Here is a 12,758-nt window from a genome sequence, read left to right on the forward strand (position 1 = left end):
GCTCCTCACGCGTGCGTTGCATATACGGCGTACGGGCCGTCGTCGTTGTCGCCGATCTCGATCAGCCACCAGCCTGGCTCCGGATCGGGATTCCAGAGCGAGACACCTTCGCCGCGTTCCCAATACGCCACGACGGCCGGATGATCTGCCGGCTCGGATTCGAGGTAGTAGATCGACGTCTTGATGCCGGCCTGCGCCTCGAGCGCGGCCCACTGTTCCTTCGTGCAGTGCTCGGCGCTGTCCATCGTGACCGTCCAGAAGTGGAGCAAATCAGGGTGGATGAAATAGCCGTCTTGGTCACGCACGACGGGGATTTTTTGCAGCATCGGTGTGGTGATCATGTGTGGTCCTCAGGACGTCGGAAGGTTGTATTGCATTCGTGCTAGGCTCGGACTCACATAGCGGAGGTTCTCATGCAGCGAACTATCCAGTACCGCGGCTTTGAAATTGATGTCCAACTGACCTCATCTGCTCCGGACATGTACGACGTCACGTTCCAGATAAAGGGTCACGACAATCTCGGTATCCTTGGTGCGCGTGGACATCGGATAAAGCTTAGAAACGGCCCATTTACCCGACGCTGGGCATATCTCGTGGCCGAGATCGCAGGGCAGGCGGCGATTGACGTTTTGCTTGGTCCCGACGAGTGATCTGCGTCCTCGGACCGCGTGCCGTTATCCGCTGATGACAGTCCTCGTGCCTCGATTGCTGTTCCGTTTTCTTAGCCGCTCGCGTTCCGCGTGAACGGGCTTTTTTTCGTTTTTGGTAGTCATGGTGTGGTCCTCAGGAGGTCCGGATTCAGGTTCAATTTTTTTGGTTTTGAGCAACATGTAAATTGCAAAAAACAATCGAAAGGCCCATGCTGGTCCCATACCTCAGGGAGGGGGGGCACCATGGCGAACCGAATTCACCTGGACGGCAATTACGAAGGCCGCGAATTGAGCATTAGAGCCCATGAGGTCGAGGGCGGTTTTAAACTCGTCTCGCAATTGGCTCGCAAACTGGGGCAGCGCACATGGACGCTGGTCAAGATCGAAAGCCCCGACAAGATCCACCCCAGCAGGGCGGCGGCGCATGCAGCGTCGAAAGCCACTCTCAAGATGAGCATTGACGGCGGATTCGCGTAAGCGGTTGGAATGCATGGCGGTCATGCCGCGGCGTACGCGAGCTGTTGTTCGTGGGCGAAGTTGGCGCGGACGAGCGCCTCGGCCTGCCCCGGTGACACGCTGTTGCCGCACATGCGGATCTGCGCGGTGATGGAAAGCGGAATGCGCGGGAGGTCGCGCGGATCGCCCGGCACCTGCACGCCATCCACAAACAGAAGCTTCGGATCGGGGATCTCGTGGATGATGTAGCTGTCGGGGAAGTCCTGAGCTCGATAGAGTTCCCGAGCCTTCAGCATGCGCAGCGTGATGTCGACGAGAACCCACCAGGCGCCGGCGTGATGCATCATCACCATGTCGGCGTCTTCCGTGAATTCATCCGGCAGGTGCTCGCGCAGCAGCGCCGCGCATTTGCTGGCCTTCTCTGCATGCTCTTCTGACAGGTAGGCTGCCGGCACTTTCACTGCCTGCACGAGCCCCATGCGCGCCTTGGTCGGCAGCGTATGCATTGGCGCGCCGATGTCCTGCCACTGGCCGCCCGAGCTGTAGTACTTCACGAGGTAGGCAGTGACGAGGCGCTGATTGGCTCCCTTCGACGCGATCGTCGACAGCGGGGCGGTTGCGGGCCGGCCATCGTTGTCTTCCCAGAAGCCGCCGTTCGCCTGCTCAAAGAACGCCGCGGCCAGCGCCTGTTCGCCGCGATGCGCGCCGGTGACGGTCGGCAGCGGATGCGCTGGCGTGCTGCCAGCGCGATCGCCGTGATGCGTCACGTGCATCAGACGCGCTGAGACGATGCCGAGCGGCGCCGAACCGCCCGGGCGCTTCACGAAGCTGTTGGCCGTGACGGTCGGTATCGGATCGTCGAGCGATGCGCCGGCGCTCCCAGTGCGGAACTTGGTGATGTGCGCGACGACGATCGCTTGCTTCACTCCGCCGGCGACGACCGTGCCGAGTGGTGCTGCGATCTCCTGCGTGCGCGGCCGCTGGCCGGCGCGCTCGCCGTAGCCGATCGTGATCAGGTGCGCACTCGCGAGCGCATGATGGTTGCCGCCGGCCGACACGGTCGACAGCGGCTGTTCGACGCTATCGGCACGGAGGTGCGCCTCGCTCGTGCCGCGCAGCTTGACCATCGTTGGCGCGACGACGGAGAAATGGCCGCCTTTCACCTGAGCGCAGATCGTGCGCAGCGGCTCATCGACGCGCATCGTGCGCTGATTGCTGGCGTTCGCGTGTTCGTTGACGAACGGCGCAGATACGCCGTAGGCGGACGGCACGATAAACGGCGTCGGACTCGCGAGCACGTGGCGCCACATTCCCTTCGCGACGCGGCGCAGCGTGTTGTGCACGAGCCCCTTCTGTCGATCGAAGATGCTGGGCGCCGCGATGCTGAAGTCAATGCATTCGGCCGCGGTGCGATGCGGCGCTAGGATGCCGCGAAGCACCTCGGCCGACGTCGGCTCGGCGTGCGTCGGACGTGGGAATGCGAGTGGCAGTCCGTCGCGGCGCGCCACCAGAAACAGGCGTTTGCGCAGCGTCGGCGCGCCGTTGTCGCACGCGCGCAGCTCGCGCCAGTCCACCTTGTACCCATGCTGGCGCAACTGGCGCACGAAGCTCTCGAACGTCTTTCCCTTCCGCTTCGGGTCCGGCCGCGCGTTGCCGTCGGCGTCGATGATCAGCGGGCCCCAGTCCTGGAACTCCTCGACATTCTCGAGCATGAGCACGCGCGGCTTCGTGAGTGCGATCCACCGCATGCCGACCCATGCCAGGCCGCGGATGTTCTTCGACACCGGCGTCGCGCCCTTTGCTTTGCTGAAGTGCTTGCAATCAGGGCTGAGCCAGACCAGGCCGACGGGCCGGTTGTTCGTCACCGCGATTGGATCCACTTCCCACACGGATTCGCACAGGTGCTTCGTGTGCGGATGGTTCAACGCGTGCATCGCGAGCGCTTCGGGATCGTGGTTGATCGCGATGTCAACGTGGCGGCCGAACGCGCGTTCGAGGCCGGTCGAAGTTCCACCGCCGCCGGCGAAGTTGTCGATGATCAAATCGCTGCCGAGGTCGAGCGGCATCGTGAAGTTGTCGCGCTTCATGAGTTCTCTGTCGGGAAAAAAGTAGGGTGCTATTCAAGCCGCCCACAAGAAAAAGCCACGCATCCGAGGCACCGGAATTTGCGCGGCTTGGGGGTAGGGTGGTCGTGCTAGGATCGAGAACGCATCTACGGGATCTGCGTCAGCAGAGTTGCTCTACATCTGCGTGCTCTTGGAGCCGAAATGAAGATTGAGAATATTTCGATTATCGAATTGCTCGACATGGGTGACCGTTTCGAGGTATTCGCAGAGGCGCTTCTCGACAGAGGTTGGGTAAGTGACGACGACCTTCATCTGACGCCATTCGCTTTTCGACACTGGCCGAAGGGTGACGAGCTCAGGCCGCTGGTACGCAAGTATGGATTTGACGAGATTCGCGACCTCACCATACAAGCCCGAGCATTTCGGCAAAACAGCGGCGAATACCTCTATTGCTTCTATGACGCAAAGCGATTCGAGAGTTTCGATGAACTCGAAGCGGCTTTGCGGAAAGCCGGGATCGACGTAGGAGGCTGACGATCTACGTGCAGTAGCTACTTGCGCAGCGCGCGGACTCATCCCATTGCTGGGTAGTAGCGAGGACCAGCACTGCAACGATCAACACGCCGAGGCTCTTGAGCCACAGGATCAGAAGGGTTTTCACGACCAGGCTCCCATCAGTGCTTCGATCGGGGGAGCGACGGCGCCGGCAAGCAGGTAGAAGCTGGCTATCAAACAGAGCGGAATCCAATCTCGATTCATCGTTACCTCACGTTGTTGATTTGGCGTGGTGCGGCCGGCATCAGATAACGGCAGTCAGTGTCGTGCTGCCGTCGCCGTGATCGGTTCGAAGCATGAGTGGCGTTCCGCCAAACAGTTCGGGCCGGAGTTCACGCAGCGCGTTGCCGAAATTCACCGGCGCCTCGAATCCGTTTCCGAGGAGTGCGGTCGTGACCGCGAGCTCCGGATCGTCGTCGCCGGGTGTGAAGAACGACGCGAGAATCGGAATTTTGTGTTCCTTGCAGATCGCGATGATCTGGGCCATGAGCGGCGAGATCTGCTCGTCGTAGATCTGCTCCTTGGTGATAGTCACCATTTTTCCCTCTCTAGTGATTAGGAATGCGAATATATGAAAGCGCTCAATGAATGACACTGGGATCAATGCCGTCCGATCAACGCTGTCATGGCGTCCGAAAAATAAATACGAAAACTGGAACCCCTAACGGTGGCTTTGTTATGCTTATAGGGCAGGTCGTGAACCCTGCCGGCGGTGTCACGAACCGCTGAAGGTAATCTGCCCAAGTGGGCGCCATCCGTAGCACGTGGTCACGCCCACGTAAAAATAGTGCAGCCTTCGGATGACCACCCAGGAGGATGGAGAGCCGCCCGGTGAGCGTGCCCCTCGCGGGATACCACGCAAGCCGGAGCGAGGAGCGATCCTAGGAAGTGACTCGCACGCGCCGAGCAGGGGCGCGCTACAAATACTCAACGGGCTTAACGCCTGTGGCCACAGGCTTTCTCCGGTGCTCAACACATGGCGAAAGTAACTGTGAAGGTGGACGTTAAGGTTGATCTGGCCAAGTGCCTTTGGCACTTGTTCCTGATCCTCACGATCGTCTTTACCTAGGATGAGCGACCCGACAGAACACCGTCGGGTCGCTGCTCCTGACATCTCCGCAATTTCGATTCCAGCACTCTCAAGGACGCGCACTCGGCAGGGGGCTGCTGGGCTGGGTTGGTGAATGCGGACGGAGGATCCGCGAACCGAATGCGCGCTCTTGAGAGCAGCTTTCATGGGATGGGGCCATTGCCGTCGCCGGCTTCGCTTTCCCCACCGGTCAACTCTCCGGCTATCTCGCGAACCATCATGTGTGTCGCGACCGACTCCCGTGACCTCTGGCTCCCTTGCCGCGGCCAGACCGCGTCCGATTCAGCAGGGCCCCATCTCATGAAAGCTGTGCGGTGTCGGGCGCTACCCCGTTTCTCGGCTACACCGTTGAGCCAGCCGGTTGCTCCCTGTATTGCGGTCCCGGCGCGCTAGCACTCTTAAAGATCGACCGCTGGGGCGGTGGAGCAGCTCTCGGCGCTGCATCGGAACAAACTATACCCGAATGAATGGAAATAACAAGCCAAATCTATTCTCGAATGAATATATGTGTGGGCTGATCAGTGCTGGCATGCGTACGCCGTACTGACATGCACGTTGTGAATCTAGCCTCTAGCAGTGGTGAATCCCGCGCCGATGGAAGGCGGGGGCGAGAGAGAACAGATGATGAAGAGCTGCGCGTGGATCATCGACGAGACGTAAGCGAGTCTCCAGCACCGTCTCGACGGCGTGACCGGAAGTTGCCAGAGTAGTGCCCACCACTTCAAGTAGCGGGGACTACTTTGACAACAGAAGCACCAAAGAGGATTGGCCGCAAAGGCATCCCGAATCACCCACTCGAATTCCGGCGCGAGATGGCCAGGCTGGCATGCGAGCCCGGCGTGTCGGTCGCGCGCCTGGCAATGGAGCACGGCCTGAATGCGAATCTGGTGTTCAAATGGCGCCGTTCGTTGCGGGCCGGCGAATACGATTCGGCTGGACTGCTACCGGTGAAAGTGGAGACGCCGCTTGCCGAGACTACGCCGCTGGTGCCGGTGTCGGCGCCGACCACGATACCGACCGGCGCGATTGAGATCAACGTAGGCAACGCCCATGTCCGCATCGAAGGCGCTCCGGACGAGAGTACGTTGACGCTGGTGCTGCACATGTTGCGCGGCATGCCGGGGATGGCAGCGTGATCGGTTTGCCGAGTCGAACTCGCGTCTGGTTGGCTGCAGGCGTGACCGACATGCGCTGCGGGTTCAACACCCTGGCGGCTAAGGTCCAGACCGTGCTGGAGCGAGATCCGTTCAGCGGGCACGTGTTCGTGTTTCGTGGCCGGCGGGGCGATCTGGTCAAAGTGCTATGGTGGAGCGGCGACGGCATGTGTGTGCTGATGAAACGCCTGGAGCGTGGGCGCTTCATCTGGCCGCGCGCCGATGGCGGCGTGGTCTGCCTGAGTCAGGCCCAGTTATCGATGCTGCTCGAAGGCATCGACTGGCGGCAGCCGGTGCGTACGACCGAGCCGAGTTCGGCGTTGTAAACCTACCGGCGCCCGCGTAAACTGTGGGCATGACCACGGCCAACGCCTATCCGGATGACATCGAAGCGCTCAAAGCCTTGTTGCTTGAGCGCGATGCGCGCATCGGTCATCTGGAAGATCTGGTCGAATCACACGAAGCCGTGGTGGCCACGGGCAAGGCCGAGATCGAGCACCTGAAGCTGTTGATCGCGAAGCTGCGCCGTATGGCATTCGGGCGCAGTTCCGAGAAACTGGATCGCCAGATCGAGCAGCTCGAACTGAAACTGGAAGATCTCGAAGCCGACGAAGGCGCTGCGCCCATCGAGATTCCCAAGGCACCGCGCACGGTACCGGAACAGATACAACGCAAGCCGCTGCCGGAGTATCTGCCGCGCGACATACGAATGTACCTGCCGGAGTCCGACGAAACCTGCACGGCGTGCGGTGGCGAGATGAAGCCGCTCGGCGAAGACGTGTCCGAGCAACTGGAATACGTGGCGGCCAGCTTCCGTGTGATTCGCCATGTTCGACCGAAACTGGCCTGCACCTGTTGCGATCAGATCGCACAGGCGGCAGCGCCAAGCCGCCCCATCGAACGGGGTCAGGCCGGCCCGGGACTACTTGCGCATGTGCTCGTGGCGAAGTTCAACGATCACCTGCCGTTGTACCGCCAGTCGGCGATCTACGCCCGAGAAGGCGTGGAACTGGATCGCTCGTTGCTGGCGAAATGGGTGGGGCACAGTGCCAAGCTACTGCAACCGCTGGTCAATGCGCTGCGCCTGCATGTGATGGCAGCCACGAAGCTGCACGCCGACGATACGCCAGTTCCGGTGCTCGCGCCGGGCAATGGCAAGACGAAAACCGGGCGGCTATGGGTCTATATGCGCGATGACCGGAACTCGGGCGACAAGGCGCCACCGGCAGTCTGGTTCGCCTACACCCCCGATCGCCGTGGCGAGCATCCGCAACAGCATCTGGCCAAGTTCAAGGGGACGCTGCAGGCCGATGCCTATGGCGGCTATCAGAAGATCTACGAGACCGGCAAGGTACTTGAGGCGGCTTGCTGGGCGCATGCCCGGCGCAAGTTCTACGATCTGTATGCGGCGCGGCCCAACGCGCTGAACAAGGAGGCGCTGGAACGCATCGGCGCGCTCTACGAGGTCGAAGAAGCGATCCGGGGCAAACCGCCAGACGAGCGGCAAGCGCACCGGCAGACGAACGCCAAACCATTGCTCGAACAGTTCCATGTGTGGCTGAACGCCGCGCTGGCAACACTCTCGCGCAAATCGGACACGAGTCAGGCCATCCTCTATGCCCTGAACCGGTGGGAAGCATTGACGCGCTACTGTGACGACGGACAATTGGAAATCGACAATCTGCCGGTCGAGCGGGCACTGCGCGGCGTTGCCCTGGGCCGACGAAACTACCTGTTCGCCGGCGCGGATTCCGGCGGTGAACGTGCGGCCGCGATTTACAGCCTGATCGGCACGGCCAAGCTCAATGGTATCGATCCCGAGGCGTACCTGCGTCATGTCCTGGCGCGCATCGCCGATCACCCGATCAACCGAATCGACGAACTGCTGCCCTGGACGGTGCCCCTTCCCACGCCGTGAAGGGATAATGCCACTGATGCCCAGACCTCGGAGATCAGATGGCCAAGTCGTTTCAGCGCTATACCTTGCACGTGCAATTACTGTATATCCAACCGCCTATCTGGCGCCGGATCACAGTCGAAGGACCCGACTCGCTGCGCAAGTTACACCACATTCTGCAAGCAGCCTTCGGATGGGAAAGCACACACATGCACGACTTCCTGATCGACGGCAAAACCTACGCCATGTTCGATGTCGATGCGGCACTAGAGTTCATGGATCGATCGAAGACATTCGACGACCGGAAAACCAAACTGAACAAAGTCCTGCGACCTGACTCGCGCATTCTCTACCGCTATGACTTCGGAGACGGCTGGGATCACCAGATCGTGGTCGAAAGCGTTGAGACGATTGCAGACGAGTCGTGGGGCGAGTCCAGGGTGATCGATGGTGCTCGCGCTTGCCCACCGGAAGACGTCGGCGGTGCGCCAGGGTATGAAACGTTCCTGACCACGTTGCGCGACAGGCCTGACAGCGAAGAAGCGGATAACTATCGTCAATGGGTCGGCCCAGGATTCGACCCGGAGCTATTCGATTTGCGTGCTGCCAACGCCGCGTTGATGCGACTCGCGACCAATCGATGGGGTAATCGATAACTCCGTCACGACGGTGCTGGTGACGCGCTTACGACGAGACTTTGCTTTCGGCATGTGGTGGCAACGAGAGCTATGTGATCCGGCGTGCAGGAAGAGAGTTAGATAGCCAAGCCACCGCGCCGTGCCGAGATTGCGCGACGTCCCACGCTACTCTTTCGAGTACGGTTGATTTTTCTGTGTTGGGAACTCGAGTTGTCGAGCAGCTGGAAGGCTCAACATTAACGGAGGGCAGGTATGCGAGAGGCACGCCAGCTAAGCTGGTGTCTGATGCCGCTCGCACGATACGAGCGCTCTTTCGCCGGAAGGCTTTGAGTGCTGCGAGAAATGAAAAGCCCCCGCTGGATGACGGGGGCATACGAAATTCAGCTGAAATGTTGTGCAGCGCCAGGTCCGGGGGCGGCGTCGATCTCCAAGGCTGGCGCAGGGATGATCATTCCATCGTCGAACGTGCAGCGCACGCGAAAAATCGTTTTTTGTGAGAACTCTAGGTTCTCGAATATGAATGGAATCATGAATCGAAGATATCCCTCTTCCCGGCCGGACGTCCACGCATCTTCCGGGGGGGTAAGCTCAGATTCGGCAAATAGTGACTCGTCACGGTAAACGGCCACCTTTGCGTGCTGAAACGGCTGAACTTTTGGGCAAACGAGTTGCTGTATCACACAAAGACGCGGCACACGTGCGGGTAGTGCGGGGAAAATCAACTGTCCTTGATACATGCCCATGAAAGACAGCTTATTGTTCACTTCCTGCCGCACGTCATCGCAATAGGTGACTGAGAGGGCTCGGTCGACGTCAGTCGGTTGCGGAACTGTTTGAGTCATTTTCAATAACCGAGTCGAGGATTTCGTCAGCAGTAACACCAAGAGCGTCTCTCAGCCTCTTGATTGTCTTTGCGCCGGCACTTGCTATGGCCCCGGCCTCCAATCGAGCAATCTGCGGCTGTTGCAAGCCGGTGAGTTGAGCAAGCTGGGTTTGAGAGAGGCCCTTGCTCAGCCGCATTGCCGCAAGCGAACGCCGACCACCATGAGCGTCCTCGATTCGCGCCGCAAGCTTCGCGCGCGCTCTGTCCAAGGCAGCTTTCTTTACGGGGTCCGCTTCGTATTTAGCGGTTACATCTCGAATCGATCGCCCAGCGCCGCGATGTGTGGTCGGCTCAAATGTACGCACAACGAATTGGACGATCGTTGCAGCCGAAGCAGGGCTACTTGGCTCGATAAATCCCAATGGCCTCGTAGTCAGAAATGCATCTTCTGACTTTTGGGTGGCTTGTGTCATATGCGAACTCTCTATGGAGAATGCCGAGCACGTGGGTACAGTCGGTGCGGCCGTCGTAGCAAGTGAGCACTCGATAGTCCAACAGTGCTCCGTCGAAGTTCCAAATCTTCAGGCGGAAGACAGTGTACCCATCTTCCCAGAGCTCGATAAAACGCTCCACATTGAAAGCAGGATCTTCATGCCGTGCCGATCTGTTCTCGCAGAGGATCTCAATCAGACCGTTGTTGCCATAGATTTCATCTAACAAAACGTTGATGACTGCAGCGGCGTCTTCGTCTTGGTCAAACAATTCGTCGAGGTCCGCCTCGGCATTCGGCTCTACGATAAGGCTTGGCATTATAACACGCAAGTTATATTTTTTGACCTGCCCAGAAATCGGGGAGGGAGCGTAGTGGTTCCGTGTGGTGAGCGCACCGACGCCTGAGAGCCAAGCCGATGCAGGTGCGATTATATCCAGATTGCCAACAAAGCTGACCAGTGGAACGCTGCCGTCCGCGTGAATACCGTTGAAAGCTTACTTGTTCTGGCGCTAAACTACTGTACATGCATACAGTATTCTTGGTGGGCAAGCGGGGGGCTAAGGTGAATCGAGGGACAAACGCAAGCGGGCTGCGGTGCAGGCCGGGAGATTTGGCGAAGGTTAAGGAGGCTTGGAACCCGGCCCTAGTCGGTCGGATCGTGCTGATTAAGGCAGCCCATTCGAGGACGGAATGGGTCGTGACGTTGCTGGGGGAGCCGGGTGTTACGCTAACGAAAAATAGAAAGCGGATGGCGGCTAGTAGCTGCGTGCTGGCGTATGACTCAGCTCTTGAACCCATCCGGGCTGTGGGCTCGGATGAGCGTAGCGATTTTACGGCTGCAGGTGAGGAAGATCGCCGTCGTCGTCGGAGGTTTGGTGCGCCGGTATCAATCTAAGCAATGTCAATACGGCAGCAAATGCATCTTCCGGGATACCCGCCTCGCCTGCCCGTCTTATCTCGGAAAGCAATTTCTGAGCGTTCGGCGGAAGAGGCCGGCCAGTCTCAGCCATGCGCTCATGAGGCTGCGCGGCATACAGCTCTGCCACAAACTTGGGCCCACGTTCGGTCAAAAGCCACTCGCAGGTCACGCCGAATGGAATCGCAAGGGCTGCCAATGTCTCAAGCTCGGGGACGGACCCGCCGCGAAGGATGCGGCTGATCGTGGGCTGTGGAACCCCAGTATCACGTGAAAGCTTGCTTTGCCCGCGTTCCCCATAGTTGGGGTGGGCAAGCATGAGTTCTTTCAATCGGTCGCCGACATTTTTCATGGCGAGACTATGCGTCAATGAATAGGCCATATCAACAAATCACTCAACCGCGCATTGACATGTAGTCATTCGCGTATAGAATGCCGGCATGGACATGCCAACTACTGCCTCTGCGCTTCTCAGCGCCATTAAGACTCAACGGAGTCTCAGCGAAGTTGAGATTGCTCGTCGCCTCGAAATTTCCCAGCCAACAGTCAATCGAATCCTGCGAGGGAAATCGGACTGCAAGAGCAGTACGTTCGTGGCGATACAGGCGTGGTGGAGCGAGCTTGCTCAACGAAAGGAAATCGTATGAAGCGCTTGTACGCACGCTTGGTCCCATGGTTGATCGGTTCAGCTCACTTGCCTTGCTGTTCCCAGACGTCAGCCCATGACCGAATCAGTTCTAGGTTGGTATGCATGTCGCTCCAGACGCCGTCGGAACCTCCTCGATGAGATTGGTGTTTCCGAGCGCTGTAGAACGTGCTCGCAAGGGTCGTGATTTTTCCCGCTTTTTCGCCGCAGTAGTTGCAGTGTGCTCTGAGGCGAGAGGCGTGCAGTTGAAGGGCGCCAATCGCGCTTGAATCGGGAGTTGCCAGGTCGTGCTCTCGCAGCACTTGTTCGATGTCGTCCGCAATCTTGCGGATCTCCACGGAGGTCTTATTCATGGCTGGATTATTGAAAAGCGCAGTGACGATCTGCGTCGACGGAGTCGGCCTCGGAAGTGTTGAGGTTGACGGCGTGGACATCGGTCGATGCGTGCGCGGGGTCAGCTTGACCGCTACAGCGGGTCGCCAGCCGTTGGTACGGCTGGAGCTGGCAGCGCCCGACAACGTCTTTCGACTCGAAGGAGCAGAAATTCTGGTCGACAGCATTGCGGTTCCCGCTGCCGTTGAAGTTGCCATGTGGAAGCATCTGTCGTCCAAGTACGGAAAGGAAGTGGAGGTGACGACGATGAGCTTGACTAGTCGTGAGTACATCGTCGCCGGAGATTAAACGCGAGTGATTTCGATACCCGATCTGAGGACGCGGAAGACGTTCTCAGAAACGCGATTTAGCGCCTCACCGGTTGATAAGCGAAATTCCTTCATTCCCAACATGCTGCTGGGACCATCGAGGTCGCTGGTATCGATTTCGTCTTGCAAAACAACGACTTCGTAAACCTTTCCAGCATTGTCGGTCGCTTTGAAGCGCTCTGTGATCATGAGGGTTCCCCGTATCGGAATGGTTGTGTGAGAGCTGCCAATTCTACAGATAGGGCCGGAACCCTCGCCTTAGTCCGATCTGCATCGAGATTCGATGCTTGAAGTTTAGAAAATTCGACCTTCAAGGTCATTCAATTAGTTTTGAACGGAGTTGAGTTGCTATGAACACGATTGAGGTCATCCGGAAGCCGAGCATCGAGCGGGCATTTCGGGAAGCGCTGAGCGATCCGCGTAGCCGCGGGCCGGTGGCGGATGCGCTCGGTTGGGACGACTCGCAGGTGAGTCGGTTCCTGTCCGGGAATCTCGGCGTTCCGATCAACAAAATCGACGCCGGACTGAATTCGCTGGAACTGCGCGTCGTCTCGCGCGAGTACCTGGACGGGCTGTCGACGATGAGCAAGGTGGGTGTGAACTGCCACTGTGCGAGGGAAGGGTTCGGGGAGTGCGGCGGCCGGTGGTGATGTAAGCGGCCGGTCTAGGCAAA

19 protein-coding genes are annotated in these 12,758 nt (G+C 59.1%); 10 read left to right on the forward strand and 9 right to left on the reverse strand.

The features are described 5' to 3' along the window. Positions 1–5: 5 nt before the first annotated feature. A complete protein-coding gene (locus CFB50_RS08425; RefSeq protein ID WP_089445525.1) occupies positions 6–341 on the reverse strand; it encodes a hypothetical protein in 336 nt (111 codons plus the stop codon). Positions 342–413: 72 nt separating this feature from the next. On the opposite strand from CFB50_RS08425, the gene CFB50_RS08430 reads away from it, so the two are divergent. After that, entirely contained in the window at positions 414–650 is a 237-nt protein-coding gene (locus CFB50_RS08430) for a hypothetical protein (protein ID WP_089445526.1), read from the forward strand. A gap of 243 nt (positions 651–893) precedes the next feature. Continuing rightward, positions 894–1,127 carry a hypothetical protein gene (locus CFB50_RS08435; RefSeq protein ID WP_089445527.1) on the forward strand — a complete coding sequence of 78 codons (234 nt, stop codon included), beginning with the start codon at positions 894–896 and terminating at the stop codon, positions 1,125–1,127. 20 nt (positions 1,128–1,147) lie between these two features. Here CFB50_RS08435 and CFB50_RS08440 read toward each other — a convergent pair whose 3' ends face one another. Further along, on the reverse strand, positions 1,148–3,193 hold the full coding sequence (locus CFB50_RS08440) for a DNA cytosine methyltransferase (protein ID WP_089445528.1): 2,046 nt from the start codon (positions 3,191–3,193) through the stop codon (positions 1,148–1,150). Between the two features lie 180 nt (positions 3,194–3,373). Here CFB50_RS08440 and CFB50_RS08445 point away from each other — a divergent pair, with 180 nt between their 5' ends. Continuing rightward, entirely contained in the window at positions 3,374–3,706 is a 333-nt protein-coding gene (locus CFB50_RS08445; protein ID WP_089445529.1) for a hypothetical protein, read from the forward strand. A 265-nt stretch (positions 3,707–3,971) separates the two neighbouring features. On the opposite strand, the gene CFB50_RS08450 is transcribed toward CFB50_RS08445, so the two are convergent. Then, complete coding sequence (locus CFB50_RS08450; protein ID WP_089445530.1) at positions 3,972–4,265, reverse strand: hypothetical protein; 294 nt, start codon at positions 4,263–4,265, stop codon at positions 3,972–3,974. Between the two features lie 1,292 nt (positions 4,266–5,557). Here CFB50_RS08450 and tnpA point away from each other — a divergent pair. Genes tnpA through CFB50_RS08470 form a run of 4 tightly spaced genes read left to right on the forward strand, consistent with a single transcriptional unit; the run spans position 5,558 to position 8,524 of the window. Next, positions 5,558–5,953, forward strand: coding sequence for an IS66-like element accessory protein TnpA (tnpA, locus tag CFB50_RS08455; RefSeq protein ID WP_089445531.1), 396 nt, complete (start codon positions 5,558–5,560; stop codon positions 5,951–5,953). Beyond that, positions 5,950–6,297 (forward strand): IS66 family insertion sequence element accessory protein TnpB, encoded by a 348-nt coding sequence (gene tnpB / locus CFB50_RS08460; protein ID WP_089445532.1) that lies wholly within the window; start codon positions 5,950–5,952, stop codon positions 6,295–6,297. The genes tnpA and tnpB overlap by 4 nt, the downstream gene beginning before the upstream one ends. Before the next feature lie 29 nt (positions 6,298–6,326). Further along, the gene (tnpC, locus tag CFB50_RS08465) at positions 6,327–7,889 is read left to right on the forward strand and encodes an IS66 family transposase (protein WP_089445533.1); all 1,563 of its coding nucleotides are present in this window, start codon (positions 6,327–6,329) and stop codon (positions 7,887–7,889) included. 38 nt (positions 7,890–7,927) lie between these two features. Next, complete coding sequence (locus CFB50_RS08470; protein WP_089445534.1) at positions 7,928–8,524, forward strand: plasmid pRiA4b ORF-3 family protein; 597 nt, start codon at positions 7,928–7,930, stop codon at positions 8,522–8,524. 362 nt (positions 8,525–8,886) lie between these two features. On the opposite strand, the gene CFB50_RS38620 is transcribed toward CFB50_RS08470, so the two are convergent. The 4 genes from CFB50_RS38620 to CFB50_RS08485 form a co-directional block, all read right to left on the reverse strand. Then, entirely contained in the window at positions 8,887–9,387 is a 501-nt protein-coding gene (locus CFB50_RS38620; protein WP_373452955.1) for a DUF6941 family protein, read from the reverse strand. Further along, the gene (locus CFB50_RS40500; RefSeq protein ID WP_089445535.1) at positions 9,320–9,802 is read right to left on the reverse strand and encodes a helix-turn-helix domain-containing protein; all 483 of its coding nucleotides are present in this window, start codon (positions 9,800–9,802) and stop codon (positions 9,320–9,322) included. The genes CFB50_RS38620 and CFB50_RS40500 overlap by 68 nt, the downstream gene beginning before the upstream one ends. Next, positions 9,729–10,139, reverse strand: a complete 411-nt coding sequence (locus tag CFB50_RS39455) for a hypothetical protein (RefSeq protein WP_179254160.1) — start codon at positions 10,137–10,139, stop codon at positions 9,729–9,731. Before CFB50_RS39455 ends, CFB50_RS40500 begins: the two co-directional genes overlap by 74 nt. Before the next feature lie 513 nt (positions 10,140–10,652). Beyond that, positions 10,653–11,090: a helix-turn-helix domain-containing protein gene (locus CFB50_RS08485; RefSeq protein ID WP_256978803.1), complete on the reverse strand. Its 438-nt coding sequence runs from the start codon at positions 11,088–11,090 to the stop codon at positions 10,653–10,655. Between the two features lie 94 nt (positions 11,091–11,184). On the opposite strand from CFB50_RS08485, the gene CFB50_RS40505 reads away from it, so the two are divergent. Beyond that, a complete protein-coding gene (locus tag CFB50_RS40505; protein WP_373452956.1) occupies positions 11,185–11,385 on the forward strand; it encodes a helix-turn-helix domain-containing protein in 201 nt (66 codons plus the stop codon). Positions 11,386–11,428: 43 nt separating this feature from the next. Here the strand turns inward: CFB50_RS40505 and CFB50_RS08495 are convergent, their stop codons facing one another. Further along, positions 11,429–11,737 carry a hypothetical protein gene (locus CFB50_RS08495; protein ID WP_256978805.1) on the reverse strand — a complete coding sequence of 103 codons (309 nt, stop codon included), beginning with the start codon at positions 11,735–11,737 and terminating at the stop codon, positions 11,429–11,431. On the opposite strand from CFB50_RS08495, the gene CFB50_RS39900 reads away from it, so the two are divergent. Continuing rightward, a complete protein-coding gene (locus tag CFB50_RS39900) occupies positions 11,736–12,065 on the forward strand; it encodes a hypothetical protein (protein WP_256978806.1) in 330 nt (109 codons plus the stop codon). The genes CFB50_RS08495 and CFB50_RS39900 overlap by 2 nt on opposite strands. Here the strand turns inward: CFB50_RS39900 and CFB50_RS08505 are convergent. Beyond that, a complete protein-coding gene (locus tag CFB50_RS08505) occupies positions 12,062–12,274 on the reverse strand; it encodes a hypothetical protein (RefSeq protein ID WP_089445537.1) in 213 nt (70 codons plus the stop codon). The genes CFB50_RS39900 and CFB50_RS08505 overlap by 4 nt on opposite strands. Before the next feature lie 161 nt (positions 12,275–12,435). Here CFB50_RS08505 and CFB50_RS08510 point away from each other — a divergent pair, with 161 nt between their 5' ends. Further along, positions 12,436–12,735, forward strand: a complete 300-nt coding sequence (locus CFB50_RS08510; RefSeq protein ID WP_089445538.1) for a DNA-binding protein — start codon at positions 12,436–12,438, stop codon at positions 12,733–12,735. Positions 12,736–12,758: the final 23 nt, after the last annotated feature.

Source organism: Burkholderia sp. AU33423, from assembly GCF_002223135.1.
Taxonomy (GTDB): Bacteria; Pseudomonadota; Gammaproteobacteria; order Burkholderiales; family Burkholderiaceae; genus Burkholderia; species Burkholderia lata_D.